We start from the raw sequence: 24,478 nt of genomic DNA, 5'->3' as shown, positions 1-24,478 counted from the left end.
TCCTGCACTATCCCAGCAACTATGGGGTTACCCGCAAATCCAGGACAGTGATTTTAAGCGGCTTTTTGGGCAGTGGCTTGGCCACTACTGATTAGTTTTTCAAAATGTACCGGGCTGAGCATCCCTAAGCTTGAATGTCGGCGTTTGCGGTTGTAAACCTCCTCAATCCACCTGGCTGTTGCCATAGTTGCTTCCTTCCTCGTCATCCACTTCCGGCGGCAGTAAAATTCCGTTTTTAACGTCGACCAGAAAGATTCATCCATAGCATTATCAAAACACACCCCAGTGCGCCCAACAGATTGCTTTATCCCCAGTTTCTTGCACACCTGGTACATCTGGCACTGGTAAACTGAGTTCCCCTATCAGCATGGAAATTAACCTCTCCGGGGAAGCTAGCACGCAATACGTACGCCATGCGCTACGCTTGTTCAACGAGATCGGTATTTTGAACAGCACTAAACGCAAATCCTAACACCCTGCGGGAATGGCCATCCCTCACTGCACACAAATACAGCCATCCTAAGGCAGTGGGAAGGTAAGTAATGCCTGACATCCAGACCTTGTCCACACTGCCTTGGTCAAACTCTCGCTTCACTAAATCAGGGATTGCAACAACCGAAGCATCACCAACTTTTTTACGGGTACACACTTCCTCGGGAAAATACCTTCAATGCCATCAACTTCATGCATTTGGCCACGGTCTTTTTGTCAATACTCACACCACCAGCATGAAGATCAGCAGTAATACGTGGTGTGCCATAGACCTTGTCTGACCGTTCCCACATGCGATAAATTTTTTCATCTAATTGCTGGTAGTAGCTGGTTTTCTCCTCATCTCCAATTGAGATAACGGCCTGCTTTTTAGCCCATGCATAAAAGCATGAACGCGAAACTTTAAGCAAACGGACCAAGCGGGCAATAAAGTAGTTAGCCTTCTCGCGCTGCATTAGTTCGTATTTCTCTTCTCGTGTTGCTTCGCAGCGAAGAAGGCACTGGCTTTTGACAGGAACTCATTATCAAGCTCGATCGAAGCCAGTTCCTTTTTCAACCGTGAGTTTTCGGCCTCTAATTCGGCACATGTCCGTTCCCCGGAACTGTTATTGCGCTCTCGTTCTTGTTTAACCCAGCGACCAAGCAAAACCTGACCAACACCAATCTCGCGCGATACCTCTGCAATAGTCATCCCAGTCTCAGTAACAAGACCAGCAGCCTCAACGCGATATTCCTACGTGTTTCTTTTCCTCTGACGACTCATAACAAACATCTTTCCGTACGAACACCCAGTCCGCACTAATTAGGCATCCGGTATTCAAGGGCAACCCCACTAGATACTTGTGTGCGAGTGTGATTGGAGTGGCCTAGTTTTTAGGAACACTCGGCTTAAGTGTTGACCGTGTTTCCTTTTCTCCATCGTTGCGCGTATTGTCGTGGGCTAAGGTAACTCAGCGAGGAGTGCGTAGGGAAGTTATCGTAGAGCTGTGACCAGTGTCCGATGAGCACGCGGGCGTGAGAAGGATTCTCGATGAAGTTACCCTCGAGCAATTCCTCACGCATTCGATTGAGGAACGATTCAACAAACCCGTTATACTATGGCTGGCCCGGTGGAATACTGCCTGAAGCGTTTGATCCTCACTAGCCCAACTTTCCAGAGCACGGGAGATGAATTTCAGGTCCGTTATCCACCCGGATCATCCGTGGTTTACCACCATGTTCTTAAATGAACTCATCGATGATAGTACATATGCTGACCATCTTCCCATGCCGGGCCTGAATCACACTGGAAATCCAAAGACCACACATCTTTAGGGTATTGACCAGGGGCAACGTTACGGTGTTCTCCACCAGTTAAACACTTACGCGTCTTCCTGGGTAGCACACGCATACCTTCCTGACGCGAGCTTCTGCAGAAGGCTTCCCGACATACTCCATATCCTTCTATTAGCGCCTTGATTCAAGCATCGCTGGTGTCCCCACCGGCGGTGGTCCTTAGCAAATGCGTGCATCCACTAGCACAAGGGAGGACACTTAACAGATTTGCTATCGTAGCATCTTGCATGCCGCTAAGCACTGTGTGAGAGCCTAACAATGTGCCAGGCAAGTCTTTGGAAGTAGCCAGCTCAACTAGATACCATTCCCATCATGACGGCGAGCTGGGCCTAGAAGTTCCCACCCCATAGTTCCTTCCGCGCTACTTTTTCAACTCAACCCGGCCCAACAAAAGCTTCAGATGCGAGTTCTCGCCCCGCCTTCCTTAAGTTCGCGAGCCTTTTTCAACTTACGAATAATGTGTTCTGAAGTGTGCCTAATATAAGCCCACTTCACCATTCATCCATTCTCCCCGCCCGAAGGCAGGATATCAATAGGCAGCACTCAAGTCACCTGGATCGAAAAATCTAGAACACTCCTATCTTCACTGGAACAATTTCCTTGATGGCTCACAAAACTGCATGTTTCACTCTTTAATGTAATTGGTGGTGGATACTCGGTTTGAGTATCCACCACCAATATTCTTCATATGTGTATCATGGTCTTCGCGAATCCCAGCCTACGATTACAAAGAGTATTCCAAGAATTTCAGAAAAAACGCCATAAGAGAGATATTTTGTAAATGACGCAACTTTTTGCAGCGCAGCAACAGAGAAATCTGAATCTGCGGCATAGTGTCCCGAACTAATACCGTCCAAAAGAATATTGAGAGTGTATGAACTATTCAGCGATGCAATAGTCAATAGAAACCCGACCAACACACAGATAATCCCTAAAACCAAGAAGACTTTTTTTAACTTCATTGCAATCTCATTCTCTCGTCGGTTTAGTAGATGTTATGACATTGTTCTCCAGCATACTGTCCTTTTACAAACTTTCTCTCAATGGATGAGCCATAAGCTTAGTGTTCGCGAGAAACAAGAAGCTGAAATATTGCAAGCTAGTTGCCAGATTCACGCCGATGATACTGACTTTTGGTACCGGTTCATACCGCGAGCTGATTGCTCGTGGTATGAAGGTCTGCGTGCGGTAGGTATGGAGGATTTGTAGCAAGCACCAGATTTTCTCCACTCTTACGCGTCAAGAATCGCTCGGGTTAGGGCAGGCCTGTCCCGGCTGTTCATGATGGGCTACTTAAGGGGCATTTGCGTGCAGATGCCCTAAACACTGCCGTGGGTAACGGGCATCACCGAGCATTGAACTGGGGAGGGTATGCTCTATCTGTGTGCGATAAAAGACTTGTACTCGAGAAGAACCGTTGAGTGTGCTACTAGTTCGCGAATGAAGTCACGCCTGGCAGTAGACGGGCTCAAAGATGCGATGAGGAAACGAGGCAATCCTCGTGGTGTTATCGTTCACTGCGATCGCGGCTAGCAATTTCGCTCTAGAAAATTTCAAGCCGCGTTAAACGCCTATGACGCGAAAGGGTCGATGGGGCGTGTGAGAGCTGGTGGGGATAATGCTGTGATGGAATCGTTTTTCGCCTTGCTACAAAAGAACGTAGGCAATCGTCACTCATGGGCGAGTAGGGGCGAGCTTTCAGTAGCGATCACTGACTGGATCGAGGGAACCTATCACCGTAACCACCGGCAAAACCGGCTCGGTAAACAAACACCGATTCAATATGAGGACATCATAAAACCAGCCATCAAATAAGCGGCCTAAAAATCAGAAGGTAAACTCTCAACCAAACCTACAGCAGTCCCTACTGAGTTAAATAAAGCATGTTACCGGATATCTATAACTACAAATATTCAGCATAATCATGACGCTGCTACAGGTACCTGTAGCGTGCTTTTAATACTCAAATATGCCACAGTGTAAGAGTGCAAAAACTTAACAGCTTTTTCAACGCGAGGCAACTATCCGAAGACACCACATCAGTCTCAGCATCACTACAAACGATACGCAAAGCTATCTATCTATTTCTAGCTATTTTCATGATGTTGGCAGAAATCGGATTGAACCCAGCAGTTCTTTGGCTTGACCAGCCACAGTTGTGGATCGTTGTCGTTTTTGGAATTACCCTCGCAGTGAGCGCGTGGAAATATTCGGCACAAATCCTTTACATACTCATTTTCCTCGCGTCATCTTTTTGGCCAGCCGCATCACACCTAGCCTTACCTGCCTTGGGTGTTTATCTGATCTGTATGACCTGGATAATCCATGGATGGTTCTTACCAGCGTTTATCGCGCTCACAATTTCGCAAATATTCTTCTTCGACATTTTCACCTCGACGAATGACACCAGCGATAGAATTATCAGTACACTCGTCGTGTTTCTGCTCGTGACATCTACCAGCTTGATCTTAAAAGCCCTAATAAATCACATTAAAACCACCATATACAAACAAAATGTAGCTCAAAAAACCGGTGCGACTATCCGCGCAAATCTCGCCGCCGAACTTCACGACACGATCGCGAAAGATTTAGCACAGATCGCTATCACTGCACAAAACATTAGCCTGAACCATCCGCATCTAGCCCACGAGCTTGATCCCCTATCCCACATGGCACAAAACGCCGCACACCGGATACGCCCGATAATCCTCAACCTTGACTCGCATGCACAACAGCAAAGCCTCGACGAAGCGATCACCATGTCCTCTACCATGCTCACCACTCGTTCGATCACACTCAATATCGATAGCGAATCTCACCTTGATGCCGAACTAGACCATCAAACCATCAACCTTACTTCACTATTTGTCCGTGAAGCTGCCACTAACGCGCTCAAATACGCACCGCCTAACACTATCGTGGACCTCATCATCGAACTAAGCTCAAACACTATCAGCCTAACCATGCGCAACGACATCGCCGAACAGAATATCCCTACTCACCTCACCGGGGGTTATGGACTAGCAAATCTCGAACAACACATTCACACCAGTGGCGGAAACCTATCCTTCTTCCGCCACGATAACGAATGGGTTATCATCGCCACCCTCCCCCTAACCCAAGGAAATCATTATGAGTGACACTCTTCGCCTCCTGATCGCGGACGACGACGAAATAATCCGTGAAGGACTAGCAAATCTACTCGATCACCAAGAGGGTATCGCCGTCGTCGCAACCGCATCGAACGGAACTGAAGCACTTGCGACTATTGCACACACGCAACCCGATATCGCCCTCATTGACGTTGATATGCCCACCCTCGACGGAATTGAAACAGCGAAAATCTTAGCTAACGACTACCCACACATCACCGTCGTCATACTCACCGCGTTCGAACACGAAAACTCTCTCGCACAATCACTAGCAGCAAACGTGCGCGGATTTCTCACAAAAGATATCCCAGCCCCACAACTAGCCACACTACTCAAGCAAGCACATGCAGGTATGAATGTACTCAGCCCGCGTCCCAGCCACCTGTTAACCCAAACCTATATTGAAACCCAAGAAAGCCGGGAAGACTACCAAGAATTCATCGACACAATCGAAAACCTCCCGCACTATCTCAGAGTAGTCTTCGATCTCGTTATCAAAGCAAAACCCAACAAAACAATCGCCAAAACACTCAACCTCAGCGAAGCAACCACCCGCTCCTATATCAGCGAACTATTCACCCTCACCGGTTTTAATAACCGCGGCGAACTCACCATCACCGCACTCAAAGCCGGATACTAGCCACACGATACCACCAGAACAACCTACCCCTAGCTTCTATCGCCAGCCCAAAGACATCTCGGACGAACAGCAACACAAGCTATCCGCCCGAGAAATCATCAGCTATCACATCGGCAAACAAATGACGTTACATCAGATGAACTACCCTGAATGTGGCAATCACTTCCTTTTCTTCGAATGGACGTAACGCCATACCGCAACGCCTAATCCAACCACAGCAACAGCAATCACAATAAACAATATGATGGTTAATGTTCCCGAAAAAGCCGCAGCATTCATGATACAAATCCTTTCTATATAAGACCACGTCAGTTGTGGGTTGTATATGCAGATGTTCCATTAACATTTACTTGCATCCGCGCAGTCCATCCTGCGGGAAAACCTCTGAGTGCTATATCAAGATCCGCTGAGAGGCGAACTTGAGACGCACTCATACGATCAAAACGGAAATTGCTCAGTGCTCCTCCAAAAATATGGTGGAAATATGATCGATATCCGGTAATTTTACTACCCGCATCACGAATCGATTGATAGTCAAACACGAACCCCATTCTTACTACCACAAGATTAACGTCCGCCGTGCAGTTTTTCCAATAACCTGCATAGTTACCGCCAGATGTATATGTACAACCGTATACACTGCGGAATTTTGGTAGTGCACTTGAATTATCAGTAATAGATTCTTTTTTTGCGCCCGCCAAATTTGAAGTTGTCTCAACCGCAATGGAGCCATCGGGATATGTTCGAATGACTTCAATAACATCACCCTCATCTTCACTCACAGTTGATACAGGATACACATCCGATTTCATTGAATCTAACATCTCGCCTGATTCATACTTCTCAACAAGCTTCCAGGCGGTAGACTCATTGACACCATAAGCAATAAACTCCTCGACAATTGAGTATTTTTCAGCATCCGTAAGAACAATGGCTTTATTTACTGCGCTGCCTTGTCCAGTGTCCTCCGCGGTTCCACTAATCTGAGTAACTGTCGGCGATAGATCCTGGTCAGATGCCAACGCCACACCTGATGTAATCGTAGCTAGCATGCCAACAGTCACTAATCCAGCAATCGCGAAGAAGATATTTTTCCTCGTTTCCATATTCACCACTCCTTTGTATTTGAACGCCGGTAGCCAGAATCATCCTCATTGTAGAAAACTGTGTTCCAGTCACCTAATAATAGGAAAACACCCTGCCGCATTGTAACAACACCGATATTTATCAGGGTGTTCTCGATCCAGGTGGTTATCGCGATTCTTAGTTCTGTGCGAGTATGCCACGCTTGGGTGTTGAGCACGTTGCGCTGGAGTAGAGAGAAAAAGGATTCAACAGCAGGCCCAGGCCATGGATGGCGAGAACATTTTTACCATAAGAAGACCATAGTTGTTCTTGATTACACAGTTTCCATGCATCAGACCCCTTCCACCTTGGAGCATACAACCGCTTCTAACCTATGTGGAACACATGGCACGTGCCAACAACCCCGTCGTCGTAAAATCTTTTAGGCAACGGTTACAAACCCGAACTAATATCCATCATGAAAAACAATCACCCTCACCCTAAAGTGATACGTTTCGACGACGACGAAGAAAACACCGCTAATTCTGGCATCGTCGCGACCGAAGAAAAACCTTCATGTACTACAGTGAGCGAAAGATTTATGAGCTAGTTGTTCGAAACGAGCATGTTACTTATGCTCTGCGTGGTTTTTGCTAAGGAAACTGGTGATGAGCGTTTTAACATCGCGCCACGTGCGGGTTTGAGGAATCGAAAGCGCACCGTGAAAAGTTCCTGGAAGTATATGCAGTTCGGCAATTCCACCGCCATCGATCAGATCTGTTGCCAAAGTAATCGCTTCGTCTCGCAAGGGATCCACGGGGTTCGCAATAATCATAGTCGGCGGCAGCGAGGCTGCACTATTTCGCACTGAAACATGCACTTGTGCAGGATCCACGCCAGCGAGATAGTGCTCCCAAGCTGCCTGGGCAGCTGCCGCCGTCCATACTGGACCCTCGCGATAAATCTGGTAAGAGCGGGAGGAAACTCGTGGATCAAGGCACGGTTCTAAACAAATAAAACCGGAAATAGTCGTATTCGATCGTGTGGACACTAGGGTTTGTAAAGCTTGTAGTCCAACTCCAGCGCCGGCTGAATCCCCCAACACAAAGATAGGAACGTTTGGGTATTGATCTTCCATATAATTGATGGCATCAATGCAGTCTTGAACTGCGGCTGGATACGGGTGTTCGGGCGCCAGGCGATATTCAGGTGCACAGATCACAGTAGTTGGGAGCAGCTCTAGTAATTCATAGTTGCGTTCATCATCATATTCGGCCTTACCAGCCACATAACCACCACCATGAAGCGCAATGAGTATCTGATCTGGTTGTTGATCAGTGCGGTGCAATATCCGCAACGGTAAACCGCGGTCGGTCTTCATTATGGTGGCACGAATTTTACTGCCTACACCGCCATCAGCTCTCGTTAGCAACTGTTCTCCGGCCTGGCGTAATTGTTCAACATCCCACGTAGTTTGGGACGGAGCACTACTTAAACAACGCTGCAACTCAGGCGCAAGATAAGGATGTGGGGAAGAATTATCGTCGAGAGATAACAAGAAATCATCAACAAGAGCATAAAACGCAGTGGAGTTATCTCTACGAACCGTATGGGAAGTGCCCGAAATCAGTGCGGTTTTCAGATATGGGTTGCCATAACTGTTAATTTCTTTCAAGCCCTGCCCGCCAAAGAGAACATCACTGCCTTCGCCGGTCACTAAGAGAGTAGGGACGCTAACGTGCTGGAGAATTGTTCGACCCTGGGAGCCGACAATTCCAGTTCTGACAAACTTTCGATCCACTTGCGTCTTTCCTTGTGACCATCCGCCATATTCAGACACCGGCCAGCTAGTAGATGTTTTCATAAGCTCGATCATGGCTTCACCGACGTCGTTACTCATGAGTTCTAGGCGTTGAGCCAGGAGCGGACCTCCGGCTCGATACGTTTCATACTGCTGTGGAGTAAGCAGCGCCGGATCTTCGAGGATAAGCGCTGTAACAAGTGAAGGTATCTGTAAAGAAACATGCGTAGCAATCGCGCCACCAAGGGAGTGCCCGTAGATAACAACTTTCCCTTGTGGTGACTGAGCAGCGGCAGTTTGGACACTTTCGATCGCCGTTTTCACGAGAGCAGAAAACGGATCTAGCAGTTGGCTATCAGAAAATCGAGGGCTAGTTCCATGCCCGAGAGAATCGACGAGGATTACCCGCCAGTCAGGCGCCCAATGGTCTGCGAGGTCACTCAGTGAGGCCGCATTATCCGTCACTCCGTGAAAAGCGACAATGGTACCGCGCACGGATTTACCGCTTGCAATGTGAGTCAACGGCGTGAACACTGATCTGCTCCTTTACATAACCTCCGAGGATTCTAATGAATATCCTAAAGCATCACTGGCTTTAATAACCGCGGCGAACTCACCATCACCGCACTCAAAGCCGGATACTAACAATGCAAACCGTCAGATAACTACGCCTATTACTTACTAGCAGCCAGAAGCCCCTACTTTCGCTTTTCTCTTGGAATCAACAAGATAAGCAACGCAAAAAACTAGCAACGATAGATAGCCAGGCAAGCCCGTTTCAATGACGTCAAATGCATAAAGCACAGCAAAAACAAAAGCGGCTAAACCTGAGAAAAACATGACGAAAGCAAGGAAAATTTTCATTAGCTGAGAGCCTTCCTCTATATTCACATCACTGACACTTATAGGGATATTTTACCAAAGACCGATACGAAGCAATATTCGGATGGAGCAGGGCAATCACTCAATCCACTATCGGACACGCCCACCTACAAACAAACGCTCGCAACACAAAGCTAAAGACATTTTCTTTTATTTCTTCGTTTTCCTATCCAAAGCTACAACCAACCACGTAATATTCCACAACAGAAGATGAACATGAGGAACTGACCATGTTTTCCATCAAGAATACGGATGAACCCCATGCAAACCTACGTCTACTTCACTGGGAGAACTGACCGTATTTGACGGAAGTTATCTCAATGGGAGGAAAAGAAGGCCCGTTACTGTTTTGATAAGCTCTGAAGCTGGCATTTGCGCGATGATGGGTTTGGCTGGACTATCTCGGCATGATTGTTTGCCCCTGTCTTTTAATGATCCGGGGGGTGTTGTCACCGGGATCGGACAGACATACTCGTGATTACTCATCAGGGGCATGGCACTGGAATATGATGCCTGTCGCAGGCGTGGGTGTAAGACGGATGTGTTTACCCGTGAAAGCTAACAACTAGTTAGCTGGTTGTATTCTTGAAAGTCAGACAGGCAGCGATACCGGAGAATTTTGATATCTGGCTTGGCATCGACGCAGGGCAAGACTGATCACTGGGCAACCATCGTTCACGGTAGTAGCGATCAAGTCTACTCACATTCGCTTACCCAACGATGGAGAAAAACTACGACAGATTTATGATGAGCTTGCCAGCCTTGGCTCAATACTTGTTGTGGTAGATCAGCCAGCAACAATTCGGCGCGCTGGCTGTGGCAGTGGCCCAAGCAATTGAGGATACATGTCGCGTACTTACCCGGTTCGGCAATGCGACCGATCGCGGATCTATACCCAGGGATAAGCTAAAACCAGCCAGCGCGATGCGTTCATCATCGATCAAGCAGCTCCCACGATCCCCCACTTCACATGGTTGATGAAGATGAAGCCGAACTGGGGATGCTCACCGAATTTGATGATGATCTCCCCAACAAAGCATTGCCGGAAACCCTTAATAGCTCAAATAAGATCGAGCTGGTTCACACTCAGGTTGGGGCGAACAACGTCGACGTAGAATTCGCGACGTTCAAGTGAGCAACCTGATGAAATCGTCCCAGACTTAACCGGAGTCTAGGTTATCACCCCGCCAACTGAGACTGAGTAGGAATTTTAAAACCTGCTCCTAAATCAAGAAAATGAATGAAATCAAGACAGATGCCTAGAAACAAAACCGGGGCAGTTCATGCCACATAACTGAATTTCTTACACCTATAGGATTTAGTTCCTATTTTCTCTGGAATACTCCTTATATACTTATATGCATAAAGTTAGGAGGTGAGATGAGTTCTACAACAGACGCTCTGAAAGAGCTCAATTTAGACAGTGAGTTAATCGAGCTAACCGACCAAGACGACCATTGGCATTTCATTACATGCGGAATCATCATCGGATCAGGCGGTTGCTAATGCAACTCGTGTGGCCGAGATAAACGCTCGGCCACACGACTTTGGAGAAAAATGAAACGTGGTATAAGCGTAGGAATTATCATTACCCGACGATGTAATGCACATTGCATCCACTGCTGCTTCGAATCAACGCCTAAATGTTCAGAGGAGATACCGACAGAAACTCTTATGCAAATTGCGCACGAAGTGGCTTCAAATCCAATAGTCCAAACGGTAGGCATAAGCGGAGGTGAAGCAATGTTACGTAAACAGGTGGTCCTCAACATGATAAAGATCGTGACCGCACAAGGTAAGAAGGCTACCCTAACATCGAATGGTTTTTGGGGAATAACCCCGAGAAGTGCACGAGAGGCCATTTTAGAACTCAAACAAGCTGGACTCGCCTATCTGACTATTAGCCACGACAGCTTCCATTCCCCATTCATCAACAAAGCTCGTGTTGAAAACATCATAAAAGCATGCGATGAATTGAATTTGGAATGTTGCATTAATTGCGCCACAACTAAGAGTAACCCTCTCGATTCTTCCATTCTCTCAATCAAGAAAAAATATCCCCAAGTTACCATAAGGGAATTTCCCGTAACACCAGTCGGCGCTGCCACCAATCTTCCAGAGAGTGAATTGTACAGATCATCACTACCAATTTCGGAGCTAAACTGCCCCAGCTTCGAACCAACTTTTCACTACGATGGGTATATCTACCCATGCTGCTCTCCCGCAGTCTTTGGCACTAGTTTAAAAATCGGAACTGTAGACGGGACGCCTTTTGAAGAAGCACTAAAAACGATTACTTACAATAGCTACTTTTCAGTTATTAGGCATGAAGGTTTTGGCTGGATCTACAATTTAGCAATTTCCAGAGGCCTAATCCCACGCCTTGAAGACTCAATAGTTACAGACGCATGTAGCGTCTGCCGAGCACTAACACTCACCCCACATGTATTACAGAGCCTCGCCAACGATATAACCTCACGCGCGAAATTCCTTATGCAACAAAGTTAGATATTTAGATAATGAAAATACGTAAATATCTTCGAGCTTCCACAGAGGATTATATTCTACTCTCAAAAGGCGAACAAACATTTGTGTATTTCACCTCAAAACGGAAGTGCTACGTAGGAAAAACTGAGGAGTTTGAGGAAAACCATACGTGGCAAGTCGAATACACCTATCACGAATATCGATACGCCTTCATAATTTTCACTATTACAGCCGCGTGTATTGCTTGGTCATTACATCTATATATTAGCAGCAACCTCAACTCTTACAGATATCTATCGAGCTACCCTCACCTATTATCGCTATTGTTCTACGCGCTATTTCAAGCTCTTATACACGAATATTCCCATGTTCTCGCTTTACGTTTACACGGTCAAAAAATTGATTCATGGGGATTTCATTTTAACCTCGGTTTCATACCTTCAATTTTCGTCCGAATAAACCGTGTCTATCTACTCCCTCCGGGATTCAGAATAACTGTACATCTAGCCGGAGTCTTTGCGAATGCAGTTTCAAACACAACTTTCCTCATTAGTAGCTATCACTGCACACAATTAAGTGCTAGTGCACCGATATTTCTAATTTTCAACTTTGCTATACTCTTCAATATTATTCCTTTTGTAAATTCAGATGGTTATAGAGCACTCCTCACACTCTTAAACCTGGACACCTCCACCTTGAAGCATACAAACTCTTCTAACCTATATAGTAGAATTTATTATGCTCTGAAAGTTGGAACGGTTTTATTTTTCCTTATTTCCATCGCAACAATAGTAATAAGCATTGTGGGAGGCCGGGCAATATGCTGAAAGAGATTCGCGATTTCATTCCAATGTTCGTAGCAACCCTCAGCATTTCCTCCATTTCTTGTTGCCTCATCACGCTATCTCTGAGCACGACTATCGCTGGTGCACAGTTACCAACTGGCCCAGCTGCAGAGCAATTCTCCGTTCTTGGAGGCTTCCAGATGGCGTTGACTATTATGGCAATACTTTTCTGCGTTCCAACTATTATCCGGCTAGCGGTCGAGGAAGATTCGAGAAGAATTGCGCTATGGCAAGTCATTGGCGCTTCTCCATCTGCAGCACGATTACGGTACGTTACTTTAGCCTGCCTTGCGGCTATTATCGGCTGTGTGCTTGGCACTGTACTCGCAATGTCACTATGGGATTTCTACATAGTTCTGATTCAGAAAACTGGACTTCTCCCAGCTGATTCAGGTTACATACATCAAAGCATATGGGCAATCGTGTTCGCACCGATTACATCACTTCTCACCGTCATTCTTCCGTTAGTTTTAACGACTCGCTCTCTACTCAAACTCGATCCTGTTATCGCAGTAAATGGCCCTCTTGCGAATCCAACTGAACGCCAGTGGGTGCGCTATCTTTTCTCTTTCCTCGTGACTGGAGGAATGATCGCATCTTATATAGCAATATCAAAGGTACCTATCACCACCAGCTCTGAGATTCTTAGCGGTTTGATCAGCACTTACTGGGGAATCGGACTTGGGCTATTACTCGCGTTTGGCATATCAAGCAAAGCGATAGTTAAGTCCACAATCACGTTCATTGGACTATTCGACCCAGTTAATATTTTTGATAGCTGGATGATTGCGTTAACCTCTGCGAAGCGCCGAGCATTTCGCTCTACAGCGTTCATCACTCCGCTAGTTTTGGCAGCAACATCAGTCGGCCTAGTATTTGGCATGATCTCCCAAACACGTAACGTAATGTCCGCAATTGGAGCCTCCGAGGAGAGCCTTCAAGCCAGCCCTAGTTCCCAGATTCTATTAATTTTCAGCACACCAGTTATTCTGGCAGCGGCAAGCGGAGTATTAGCTGTCTATTTAACAAACCGTTCTCGAGTGCACGACATTGCACTACTACAGGTTCTCGGTTGCAAGCCTTCGACCATCACATTCGCAGCATTTCTAGAATCCCTTATTTATCTACTTGTCGCATCTTTAATCAGCACAGCAATCCTTTTCATCAACAGTTTAGCTATGGGTTTAGCACTCTCGGCCGGGCCAGTTCCAGGAACACAATCAAGTGGCATACCTCTTGAAACATACATTCTTTTAACCGCTGGATTTTTACTGATAACACTTTTTACCGAATTCTCAACTTTGATTCAATCTCGCTCACTAAACATGCAAGCTATTGTCCGATAAGAGGTTTAAGATGCAACCCATAATCCATGTAGAAGATCTATCAAAGAGTTTCCCACTAAACAAGAATGAATCAGTACACGTGCTGAAAAACTTATCGTTCCAAGCTCAAGCAGGAGAGTTTGTATCTATTGTTGGCCCTTCAGGGTCTGGTAAAACTACCTTTCTTTACTGCATGTCTGGACTAGAACAAGCAGATTCCGGGATAGCAAAACTATCCGGCAGCGATGTAGTGTCCGCATCCAGAAAGGAAAGAAGCGCGATACGTCGTAAGAACGCAAGCTTCATATTTCAAGATTACAATCTGATTGACTCGATGACAGCGCTTGAAAACGTCAAGCTTGGTCTTCGTTTCAATAAAAAACGACTCTCTGCAAAAGCTATCAAAAAACTATTCGACCGCTTCGGTCTTTCGGATAAGTTAGATTCTTATCCAGCACAACTCTCCGGAGGTCAACGACAGCGAGTTGCAATTGTCCGGTCTCTCGCGGTACAACCAAAAATTCTTTTTGCAGATGAGCCCTCAGGAGCACTCGATTCAGCCTCAACACGCCTACTTCTCGATCAACTCGCCCAATTACATAAAACTGGGACCACTGTAATCATGGTTACCCATGACCTTGAAGCTGCCGCTAGAGCAGACAGAGCCATAGTTTTACGCGATGGTATCATCCATAGCGATATAGTAAACCCCACCGCCAAACAACTATTTTCGCTCATAGGTTCAACAGAATGATCCTCCCAGAAGTTACTACTAAGAAAACCACGTCGTTTTGAACTTTAGATAATTCCCACCTGTCCGCCGTCGTGACAACCTTTGCCAGATCTCCGTGAAACGTCACGCTTCACAACTATGTGAAGCAAAAAGTGGTGGCACGGCACGCTAGACTAGAGGGCATGAGTGAAAATAATGCGCAACTCGCCCTGGAGACGGCAACATCGGATGCTTCGCTCGAAGCTACCCGCCAGATGAGCGAGAAAATCAACCTAGCTATTGACGAAGATCCCTCGAAGTTCCGGGTATTGACCGGCGCACGGCCAACTGGGCACCTGCATATCGGCCACTATTTCGGCACTTTGCAAAACTGGCGTAAACTCCAGCAACGCGGCGTCGATACCTGGCTACTTATTGCTGACTATCAGGTGATTACGGATCGCGATGAAGCCGATTCGATCCGCGAGCGCACCATGTCTCTCCTCACCGATTATCTCGCGGTGGGTATGGATCCTGAAGAAACCGTATTCTTCGCACACTCGCAAGTCCCCGAACTCAACGAACTTGTTATTCCGTTCTTATCGGTTGTTTCCGACGCCGAACTGCGCCGCAACCCTACAGTCAAAGCTGAATACGAGGCAACGAACGGCCGGCCAATGTCTGGCCTACTACTGACCTACCCGGTTCACCAGGCTGCCGATATTTTGTTCTGCAAAGCGAACCTAGTGCCAGTTGGTAAGGATCAGCTTCCACACTTGGAGCAGGCGCGCGTGATCGCTGATCGGTTTGAAAAGCGGTACAACAAGGGTAAGAAGGCGAAGCGAATCTTCCCTCGTCCGCATGCCCTTTTGTCCGATGCGGCGCACGTGCTCGGTTTAGACGGTGAGAAGATGTCGAAGTCGCGCGGCAACACGATCGAGTTGCGGATGAGTGCAGACGAGACAGCTAAGAAGCTCAAGCGCGCAGTAACCGATTCGGATCGTCATATTACTTACGATCCGGCCAATCGTCCCGAAGTTGCCAACTTGCTACTTATCGCGTCGATGTGTACTGGACGTTCGCCTGAAGTTATCGCCGAAGAAATTGGTGACGGCGGTGGCGGCACTTTGAAGAAGGTTGTCACCGAAGCTCTTAACGAGCATCTGGCTCCGATTCGTGCCCGTCGTGCGGAACTAGAACAGGATCCAGAGTATCTGCGCAGTGTTCTTATGCGTGGCATTGAGCGTGCGCGCGAGCAGGCTCAAGAGACTCTCGACGACGTCCACAACGCGCTCGGAATGCGCTACTGAAACATACAAACATAACGGGACTTTCGTCCATAGAAACCGGCGTATCTGAATTCGAGCAGCGATTCGATGGCGAAAGTCCCCTATGAAACATTTTTCGCAACGTTTCACGTAGGTTACGATTGCACTATAAGGAAGTGGCCCTCAGCCCATTACAGCCTTCTGAAAGGGAGAACATGACCCATCCTGATACAACATCCGCAATCGGAATGCAGGTGCGCGCCGTCTCTGGCCGCAACGAGCACTCTGGCACCCCGATGGAATACTGGTCAGCAACGTCCAGCGCCGTCGTCGATCGCATCGCAGATAACTGGCAACGCACCGAAGAAACCTACAACGCTACGCGTATGCAGCACTACTTCTCTGCTGAGTTCCTCATGGGCCGTGCGCTGTTGAACAACCTCACTAACCTCGGCATGATCGAAGAAGCATCCCAAGCACTCAACGCCTTCGGTCAAAACCTCTCCGATGTCCTCGAAGAAGAACACGATGCGGCACTCGGAAACGGCGGCCTTGGCCGCTTGGCAGCCTGCTTCCTCGATTCCTGCGCCACGATGGATCTGCCAGTACGCGGATACGGAATCCTCTACCGCTACGGACTCTTCCGCCAGCTATTCAATGACGGCTTCCAAGAAGAAGAGCCAGATGCCTGGATGGAAGAAGGCTACCCATTCGTTATTCGCCGTGAAGAAGAACAGCGCATCGTCAAATACGCCGATCTCGATGTTCGAGCTATTCCTTACGACATGCCAATCACCGGCTACGGCACCAAGAACGTCAACACCTTGCGTATGTGGAAGGCTGAACCAACCAAGGAATTCGACTACGACGCCTTCAACTCTCAGCGCTTCACTGACGCTATCGTCGAACGCGAGCGCGTCCACGATATTTGCCGCGTGCTCTACCCGAACGACTCCACTTACGAAGGCAAGGTCTTGCGTGTTCGCCAGCAATACTTCTTCTGCTCGGCATCACTGCAAGCAATCGTCGATAACCATCTTGAGCACCAAGGATCCTTGGACAACTTCCACGAGTTCAACTGTATCCAGCTCAACGATACTCACCCAGTGCTCGCTATCCCAGAACTCATGCGCTTACTCCTCGACGAGCACGGCTACACGTGGGAGAAGGCGTGGGAGATTGTTTCACAAACCTTCGGTTACACCAACCACACCGTGTTGGCCGAAGCACTCGAAACTTGGGAGATGACCATCTTCGATCGTCTCTTCCCACGCATTAGCGAAATTGTGCGCGAAATCGATCGTCGCTTCCGCCAAGAGCTCGCCGGCGAAGGCTACCATCCAGGCAAGATCGAGTACATGGCTCCAATCCAAGGCAACCGTGTTCACATGGCTTGGATCGCTTGCTACGCGGCCTATTCCATCAACGGCGTGGCTGCATTGCACACCGAAATCATCAAGAAGGACACGCTCCACGACTGGTACGACATTTGGCCAGAGCGGTTCAACAACAAGACCAATGGCGTCACCCCACGTCGTTGGCTCAACCAGTGCAACCCACGCCTAGCAGCATTGCTCACCGAGCTTCTCGGCTCAGATGCTTGGGTACGCAACCTTGATGAGCTCAAGAAGCTCGAAAAGTTCGGGGAAGATACCTCGGTACTCGATCGTCTCAACGAAATCAAGGCAGCAAATAAGACTGACTTTGCTGCATGGATCAAGAACCGTCAAGGTGTTAGCGTCAATCCGGAAGCTATTTTCGACGTTCAGATCAAGCGTCTGCACGAATACAAGCGTCAGTTAATGAACGCGCTTTACATCTTGGATCTCTACTTCCGGTTGAAGGATGATCCAAGCCTTGAAGTTGCGCCACGCTTATTCATTTTCGGCGCGAAGGCAGCTCCCGGTTACGTGCGTGCGAAGGCAATCATTAAGTTGATTAACGAAATTGGCCGCTTGATTAATAACGATCCGGATATGGACGGCAAGCTCCAAGTTCTCTTCGTGGAAAACTACAATGTTTCCCCGGCAGAGCACATTATCCCCGCTTCTGATGTTTCGGAGCAGATTTCAACTGCCGGTAAGGAAGCATCGGGAACCTCGAACATGAAGTTCATGATGAACGGCGCATTGACACTCGGCACCCTCGACGGTGCAAACGTCGAAATCCTTGACTCCGTCGGCGAAGAAAATGCCTACATTTTCGGTGCTAAGGAAGAAGAACTACCAGAGTTACGCGCCACCTACAACCCACGAGCCACCGCCGAACAAACCCCTGGTTTGAAGCGCGTTCTCGATGCCTTCGTAGATGGCACCTTGGACGATGGCGGAACCGGCATGTTCCACGACCTGCTCAACTCCCTTTACGAGCCAAGCTGGGAGCCAGCCGACGTCTACTACGTACTCGGCGACTTCGCTTCCTACCGCGATACTCGTGACAAGATGGCTGCCGACTACCAAGATCGTCGCCACTGGGCAAAAATGGCGTGGAAGAACATCGTCGAATCTGGCCGATTCTCTTCGGATCGCACCATCGGAGACTACGCCCGCGAGGTCTGGAAGATCACGCCACACGCAATCTGATCAGCAAACGCGATCAGCTCATAAGTAATCCGCTGGGTGGGGTTGGTGTTCATAACCGAACACCAACCCCACCCAGCTTTTGATACAGTCACCTTATTAGCTTCGAGAAGGTAGTGATGCTTATTTTCCCGCTCCACTCCGGCAATCCCATCATCGACGCATACAGTTTGCGTGTCCTGACCACCGGTTCTGTTATTACCCAGATAACCTTCATCCACCACGAACAAGAACCGGAAACTAACTTGCACAATCCGCTTACGGTTCTCATCGCCCAAGCCCTCTCAGCCTGGTATGACGGCGATGTCAGCAAGCTCCGCGCTCTCCCACTCGCTCCAGCACCCACACCGTGGGCGGCCGCAATTCGCACAGAGCTCCACAGCCTTCCCCTCGGTGAAACCCTCAGTTATGCCCAGCTTGCCGACCGCACCCATAACTCCCGCGCCGTTCGGGCTGCCGCCAGCGCCTGCGCCCACAACCCGTTTCCATTAGTTATTCCCTGCCATGCCGTCATTCCTCAACCGGCACAAAACAAACTAGACCACGATTGCGACCTTATCTTAGATCCACATTTTCCCAGTGGAAATTATGCGTTCGGAGCACACCTCAAACACGCTTTACTGAAATTCGAATACAAACATTCACACCAATTCCGCTAAGAATTTTTGAGACGTAGATAACTAGATTAGACTAGGGGTGTGACTACTTCGCAACGTAAAACCAGTTCTGTCCCATCCACCTCTCGTTCGCGCGCACGCACGAAAAAAACGATACAACCGAATACTATTAGCCGTATCCCGATCGTTGAGGTATACCCACAACTTCTCGATGGCTCCTCACCAGTAAAAGGTACTGTCAACGAAGCCTTCCCGGTATCTGCCACGATCTTCCGTGAAGGTCATGACATGTTCGCTGCAGCAGCTGTCTTACTCAATGAAGCCGGAAAAATCGTTCAAACAGCACCTATGCAAAACATCGCTCCGGGCTTATTCCGTTTTGAAGGCTGGTTAACGCCACAAACCACCGGCCCACACCACTTCTATATTGAAGCCTGGTCAGATCCCTATGCCACCTGGTTGCACAACGCAGAAATCAAAGTACCCGCCGGGATCGATATTCCACTCGTTTTTGCCGAAGCTGAAGAACTATTCAAACGAGCTCTCAAAGCCGCACCAGTACGATCCCCAGAACGAGCCACAATCCGCGAAGCCCTCACAGTTATTTCTAAAAAACGAGCACTACCAGAAGTAAAACTCGCTGCCGCGCGCGCACCTGAAGTCCAAGAAGCATTGGCTAAGTACCCAGTCAAAGAACTCATCTCACAGTCCGCGCACTATCCCGTTTTTGTTGATCGCGAGCGTGCCCTGGTTGGCTCATGGTACGAAATTTTCCCGCGCTCAATCGGCGCTAAAAAGGACCCTGAAACTGGCGAATGGACATCGGGCACACTGCGCACCGCAGCCGCTGATCTCGATCGTATCGCCGGTATGGGCTTCGACGTCGTCTACCTCACCCCTATCCATCCAATAGGCACATCCAACCGTAAAGGACGCAATAACACACTTACGGCACTACCAGGAGACCCAGGCTCCCCCTACGCTATCGGCTCTGCCGAGGGCGGTCACGACGCCATCGATCCAACGCTAGGCACATTTGACGATTTTGATGCCTTCGTGGCTCGAGCCCATGAATTAGGGCTAGAAGTCGCACTGGACATTGCATTGCAATGCTCCCCAGATCACCCATGGGTAACCGAACATCCTAACTGGTTCACCACCCGAGTAGATGGCACGATCGCGTTCGCGGAAAACCCGCCGAAGAAGTACCAAGACATCTATCCGCTAAACTTTGATAACGATCCGGAAGGGATCTACCAAGAGATCAAACGCATCCTTGAACTGTGGGTCAGCCATGGTGTTACTCTTTTCCGAGTAGACAATCCACATACGAAACCAGTCGCTTTCTGGCAACGCATCTTGGCAGAATTCCGCGAGAAACACCCAGAAGTCATTTTCCTCGCCGAAGCATTCACCAACCCTCCCATGATGCAAACCTTAGGCACAGTTGGATTCCAGCAGTCCTACACCTATTTCGCCTGGCGTAATGAACGCCAGGAAATCGAAGAATACTTCCATGAAGTTTCCCATGAATCGGCACACCGGTTACGTCCGGCATTTTGGCCAACAACTCACGACATTCTCACTCCGTACATGCAACGCGGCGGCATATCAGCCTTCGCAATACGCGCTATCTTAGCGGCAACCGGTTCACCAACCTGGGGTATTTACAATGGATACGAACTCGTAGAGAATATCGCCCGCCCAGGCGCAGAAGAACAAATCGATAACGAAAAGTACGAATACAAACCACGTGACTATGCCGGGGCAAAACACAACGGAATAGCTACATTGCTAACGTTACTCAATTCGATCCGCAATAAGCACACCGCGCTACAGCGGCTACGCAATCTGACAATCAACCCCACCTCAAATGACAAGATTGTTTCATTTACCAAGATTGCCCGCCCTGAAGAAACACCCGATGGCCAGATGGATGCGGTTATCGTCGTCGTCAATCTTGATCCGTACGCCTCACGTGAGGCAACCGTATATCTTGATCTCTCCCCGTTCGGTATCTCTCCACGTTGGGACAACGGCCCGGTTCTTCAAGTCACCGATGAAATGAGTGGGGAAACTTACCTGTGGAATCACACGCCTTATGTTCGCCTCGATCCGCACGGTCAAGTTGCCCATATTTTCTCAGTAAAGGTAGTGAATTGAGTAAAAAACCTGTGACCGTCCCCGTGCCTGATCAGCGGCAACTCTCCGATGATCCGAACTGGTTTCGCACCGCAGTTTTCTACGAAGTTCTCCTGCGCGCATTCCATGACACTACCGGAAGTGGCACAGGTGATTTTCGCGGTCTCATTGATCGCCTAGACTACCTGCAGTGGCTTGGTGTTGATGCATTGTGGATCCCACCGTTCTATCCCTCACCCATGCGTGACGGAGGCTACGATATATCAAACTATACTGCGGTTAACTCCGAGTACGGATCAATGGCAGATTTTTCCGAACTCGTTGATCAAGCGCATCAGCGTGGTATCCGTATCGTTATCGATATCGTCGCCAACCACACCTCCGATCAACACCCATGGTTCCAAAGCTCGCGTGCTAATCCGGACGGGCCTTACGGAGATTTCTATGTCTGGCGGGACACCGACGAAGAATACGCCGACGCCCGAATTATTTTCATTGACACCGAAGCTTCAAACTGGACCTTTGATCCAGTACGCCGCCAGTACTTCTGGCATCGATTCTTCTCCCATCAGCCAGATCTCAACTTTGAGAACCCGGCCGTACAAGAAGCCATTATCGACGTCGTCAAATTCTGGTGCGAAATCGGTGTTGATGGTTTCCGCCTCGATGCTATCCCCTACTTATTCGAAGAAGAAGGAACAAATTGCGAAAACCTACCGCGCACGCACGAATTTATTGCGCGGCTTCGTCGAGAAATTGATGAATCCTATCCGGGGCGAATCTTTATTGCCGAAGCTAACCAATGGCCAGAAGACGTCGTCGAATATTTTGGAACCGACGAAAACCCCGAATGCCACATGTGCTTCCACTTCCCCGTTATGCCACGCATCTACTATGCGTTACGTGATCAGCGCGCAACCGCTATCCGGGAAATTCTCAAAGCTACTCCAGATATTCCAGCTGGCGGCCAATGGGGAACCTTCTTGCGCAACCACGATGAGCTGACGCTCGAAATGGTTTCAATTGAAGAACGTGCCAAAATGTATAACTGGTATGCTGAGGATCCACGGATGCGGGCAAACGTAGGTATCCGCCGTCGGCTTGCGCCGTTATTGGGTAACTCTCGCGCCGAGATAGAGCTAGCTAACGCACTCCTTCTTTCCCTCCCCGGATCGCCTTGCTTATATTACGGGGATGAAATAGGTATGGGAGACAACATTTGGTTGGCTGACCGAGATTCGGTACGCACCCCCATGCAATGGACACCGGATCGTAATGCCGGATTTTCTACTGCTGATCCGGGGCAGCTTTATTTGCCTGTTGTTCAGTCACTGGTCTACCACTATCAGAGTGTTAATGTTGAGTCAGCACTGGCTCAACCAGCCTCACTTTTGCATTGGATTCATGGAATTTTACAGGTTCGTTCACAGTATCCAGTCTTAGGTAATGGCACCTTTGAGTTACGTGATGCGGAAGATGAGTCAATTTTGGCGTTTACTCGAGTTAACACCAATCAAGCCTTATTGTGCGTCATGAATATGGCAAATACTGCGCGCGCTGGACATATCTCCGTTCCAGAGTTTGCTGGATTCACAGTTCATGATGTTTTTGGCGGTGCACGTTTCCCACATATTGGCTCCGATGGATCGTATTCGATGACGTTGGGAGCGCGGGATTTCTTCTGGTTAGAGTTAACGAGGGATAATGATCAGGATTGATTTCGACGATGTTCTCGCGCAGCTATCGTCTTGGATTGGTCATACACGCTGGTACCGAGGAGTTAAACCGTCCACAGTAACGTGTTGTGCTAGTAGCATTTTATTGGCGGTTCATACGCAGGCTGCTACTGCAGTACATATTCTCGATATTGACGGGACACTATATAGTGTCCCATTAACTTATCAGGTTCATCCGTCGAACAAGGACGGACTCATCGGCCATGCCATAGGTCATGACGCATATGGTCAGGAAGTCACGATTGATATTTTTGACGCTACTGATCATATCGATGGCAAAACTGACCTGTACGAAATTTTTCAGGAGAATCGAAACACGGAAATAACACCGTGGTTACAGATTGAGCATGCTGGTTTGCCGCTGGCCTTACAGACTGTTCCAGCGCGGGATATGTCCACTCTAGGGCATCCACTCAGTGCTGATAAGCTCACCTCCGAACAATCCAACACATCAATTATTTACCGGTTTGGGCATCATGACGAGCATCAACCGGCGGGAATTATGTGTAAACTTTTCCGGGTTATCAGTTCTGGCCATAATCCTGACGTTGAACTTCAGCAGGCACTTGATACAGCTGGGTCACCGAGTGTGCCACGCCAGTATGGATCTGTGGTTGGCTCATGGGATAATACTGGCTCTTATGATTTGGTTGTGGCCCAAGAGTTTCTTGCTGGATCAGTTGATGCTTGGCAGGTTTTCTTGCATGAGTTAGCTACTAACGGCCCAGTTATGTCCCCGGAGCAGCGCGAACGTATTATCGCTTTGGGCACCTTGACTCGAGATATTCATCATCAGCTAAAGAATGTTTTTGGCACCACCGTCATTCAACCTAACGACGTCGTTCCAGATTGGCGTAAACGTGCCGAGTTAGCTTTTTATTATGCCCCTGAGCTTGGCCAGTACATGGGTCAGATTGATCTTATTTATGACGACGTTGCCCGCCTTTCGTGGCCTGCAGGACAACGTATCCATGGAGATTACCATCTTGGCCAAGTTCTAGAAGTACCCAATCGTGGTTGGGTGGCATTAGATTTTGAAGGTGAGCCGTTGCGTCCATTGGAACAGCGTCGCGCTGCTGATCTAGCGTTGCGTGACGTTGCCGGAATGATTCGATCTTTTGACTATGCCGGGGGCGCCTATAGTAGGGATGGTGCTGATCATCTTGCCTGCCAGAAGTGGGTAGCAGCAGCTACAGATGCATTTTTAACCGGGTACGGAAACCTTGATGAGTCTGAGAAACTTTTACTCAAAGCGCTCATTATCGATAAAGCATTGTATGAAGTGAGTTATGAAGCAGTTTCTCGACCTGACTGGATTGACATTCCAATAGGAGGTGTCAAAAACGCTCTTCTCTTTCAAACATAAATCGAGTATTAGATGTATCTCACACCAAAACATG

20 protein-coding genes and 2 pseudogenes are annotated in these 24,478 nt (G+C 48.4%); 15 read left to right on the top strand and 7 right to left on the bottom strand.

The features are described from left to right. Positions 1-53: 53 nt before the first annotated feature. From HC352_RS01965 to HC352_RS01955, 4 genes and pseudogenes are all read right to left on the bottom strand, one after another. Positions 54-1,264: pseudogene (locus HC352_RS01965) on the bottom strand (IS3 family transposase). A gap of 116 nt (positions 1,265-1,380) precedes the next feature. Continuing rightward, positions 1,381-1,572, bottom strand: a pseudogene (locus HC352_RS09180) (integrase core domain-containing protein); the annotation flags it as partial. 151 nt (positions 1,573-1,723) lie between these two features. Then, positions 1,724-1,876 carry a hypothetical protein gene (locus HC352_RS08970; RefSeq protein WP_211080692.1) on the bottom strand — a complete coding sequence of 51 codons (153 nt, stop codon included), beginning with the start codon at positions 1,874-1,876 and terminating at the stop codon, positions 1,724-1,726. Between the two features lie 646 nt (positions 1,877-2,522). Then, on the bottom strand, positions 2,523-2,789 hold the full coding sequence (locus tag HC352_RS01955; protein ID WP_168917346.1) for a hypothetical protein: 267 nt from the start codon (positions 2,787-2,789) through the stop codon (positions 2,523-2,525). 409 nt (positions 2,790-3,198) lie between these two features. Here HC352_RS01955 and HC352_RS09175 point away from each other — a divergent pair, with 409 nt between their 5' ends. From HC352_RS09175 to HC352_RS01935, 4 genes are all read left to right on the top strand, one after another. Beyond that, complete coding sequence (locus tag HC352_RS09175) at positions 3,199-3,360, top strand: DDE-type integrase/transposase/recombinase (RefSeq protein WP_168917345.1); 162 nt, start codon at positions 3,199-3,201, stop codon at positions 3,358-3,360. A gap of 57 nt (positions 3,361-3,417) precedes the next feature. Continuing rightward, complete coding sequence (locus HC352_RS01945) at positions 3,418-3,642, top strand: IS3 family transposase (protein WP_168917344.1); 225 nt, start codon at positions 3,418-3,420, stop codon at positions 3,640-3,642. A 170-nt stretch (positions 3,643-3,812) separates the two neighbouring features. Then, a complete protein-coding gene (locus HC352_RS01940; RefSeq protein WP_168917343.1) occupies positions 3,813-4,967 on the top strand; it encodes a sensor histidine kinase in 1,155 nt (384 codons plus the stop codon). Then, positions 4,960-5,619, top strand: coding sequence for a response regulator transcription factor (locus HC352_RS01935; RefSeq protein ID WP_168917342.1), 660 nt, complete (start codon positions 4,960-4,962; stop codon positions 5,617-5,619). Before HC352_RS01940 ends, HC352_RS01935 begins: the two co-directional genes overlap by 8 nt. A gap of 308 nt (positions 5,620-5,927) precedes the next feature. On the opposite strand, the gene HC352_RS01930 is transcribed toward HC352_RS01935, so the two are convergent. The 3 genes from HC352_RS01930 to HC352_RS01920 form a co-directional block, all read right to left on the bottom strand. After that, a complete protein-coding gene (locus HC352_RS01930; protein WP_211080691.1) occupies positions 5,928-6,725 on the bottom strand; it encodes a hypothetical protein in 798 nt (265 codons plus the stop codon). 587 nt (positions 6,726-7,312) lie between these two features. Next, positions 7,313-8,980: an alpha/beta hydrolase gene (locus HC352_RS01925; RefSeq protein WP_168917341.1), complete on the bottom strand. Its 1,668-nt coding sequence runs from the start codon at positions 8,978-8,980 to the stop codon at positions 7,313-7,315. 186 nt (positions 8,981-9,166) lie between these two features. Beyond that, positions 9,167-9,349, bottom strand: a complete 183-nt coding sequence (locus HC352_RS01920; protein WP_168917340.1) for a hypothetical protein — start codon at positions 9,347-9,349, stop codon at positions 9,167-9,169. 988 nt (positions 9,350-10,337) lie between these two features. Between HC352_RS01920 and HC352_RS09170 the strand changes: the two genes are divergently transcribed. The 11 genes from HC352_RS09170 to HC352_RS01870 all read left to right on the top strand — a co-directional run bounded on the left by HC352_RS09170 (position 10,338) and on the right by HC352_RS01870 (position 24,444). Beyond that, positions 10,338-10,502, top strand: a complete 165-nt coding sequence (locus HC352_RS09170) for a hypothetical protein (protein WP_168917339.1) — start codon at positions 10,338-10,340, stop codon at positions 10,500-10,502. A 245-nt stretch (positions 10,503-10,747) separates the two neighbouring features. Continuing rightward, a complete protein-coding gene (locus HC352_RS09095; protein ID WP_256367955.1) occupies positions 10,748-10,873 on the top strand; it encodes a hypothetical protein in 126 nt (41 codons plus the stop codon). Between the two features lie 51 nt (positions 10,874-10,924). Further along, positions 10,925-11,875: a radical SAM protein gene (locus tag HC352_RS01910; RefSeq protein WP_168917338.1), complete on the top strand. Its 951-nt coding sequence runs from the start codon at positions 10,925-10,927 to the stop codon at positions 11,873-11,875. A 799-nt stretch (positions 11,876-12,674) separates the two neighbouring features. After that, entirely contained in the window at positions 12,675-14,045 is a 1,371-nt protein-coding gene (locus tag HC352_RS01905) for an FtsX-like permease family protein (RefSeq protein WP_168917337.1), read from the top strand. A gap of 10 nt (positions 14,046-14,055) precedes the next feature. Then, positions 14,056-14,778, top strand: coding sequence for an ABC transporter ATP-binding protein (locus HC352_RS01900; RefSeq protein ID WP_168917336.1), 723 nt, complete (start codon positions 14,056-14,058; stop codon positions 14,776-14,778). A gap of 161 nt (positions 14,779-14,939) precedes the next feature. Beyond that, positions 14,940-16,046, top strand: a complete 1,107-nt coding sequence (gene trpS, locus HC352_RS01895; RefSeq protein WP_168917335.1) for a tryptophan--tRNA ligase — start codon at positions 14,940-14,942, stop codon at positions 16,044-16,046. Positions 16,047-16,219: 173 nt separating this feature from the next. Beyond that, the gene (locus HC352_RS01890) at positions 16,220-18,586 is read left to right on the top strand and encodes a glycogen/starch/alpha-glucan phosphorylase (RefSeq protein ID WP_168917334.1); all 2,367 of its coding nucleotides are present in this window, start codon (positions 16,220-16,222) and stop codon (positions 18,584-18,586) included. A 116-nt stretch (positions 18,587-18,702) separates the two neighbouring features. Beyond that, on the top strand, positions 18,703-19,242 hold the full coding sequence (locus tag HC352_RS01885) for a methylated-DNA--[protein]-cysteine S-methyltransferase (RefSeq protein WP_168917333.1): 540 nt from the start codon (positions 18,703-18,705) through the stop codon (positions 19,240-19,242). 39 nt (positions 19,243-19,281) lie between these two features. After that, a complete protein-coding gene (locus HC352_RS01880; protein ID WP_168917332.1) occupies positions 19,282-21,363 on the top strand; it encodes an alpha-1,4-glucan--maltose-1-phosphate maltosyltransferase in 2,082 nt (693 codons plus the stop codon). Continuing rightward, a complete protein-coding gene (gene treS / locus HC352_RS01875) occupies positions 21,360-23,060 on the top strand; it encodes a maltose alpha-D-glucosyltransferase (protein WP_168917331.1) in 1,701 nt (566 codons plus the stop codon). The genes HC352_RS01880 and treS overlap by 4 nt, the downstream gene beginning before the upstream one ends. After that, positions 23,047-24,444 (top strand): hypothetical protein, encoded by a 1,398-nt coding sequence (locus HC352_RS01870; RefSeq protein ID WP_168917330.1) that lies wholly within the window; start codon positions 23,047-23,049, stop codon positions 24,442-24,444. The genes treS and HC352_RS01870 overlap by 14 nt, the downstream gene beginning before the upstream one ends. The last annotated feature ends 34 nt before the right edge of the window (positions 24,445-24,478 follow it).

Origin of the sequence: Arcanobacterium buesumense (assembly GCF_012563545.1) — a bacterium.
GTDB classification, from domain to species: Bacteria; Actinomycetota; Actinomycetes; order Actinomycetales; family Actinomycetaceae; genus Arcanobacterium; species Arcanobacterium buesumense.
Note: the sequence above shows the minus strand (reverse complement) of the source record. Positions and strands in the feature narration are given on the sequence as shown.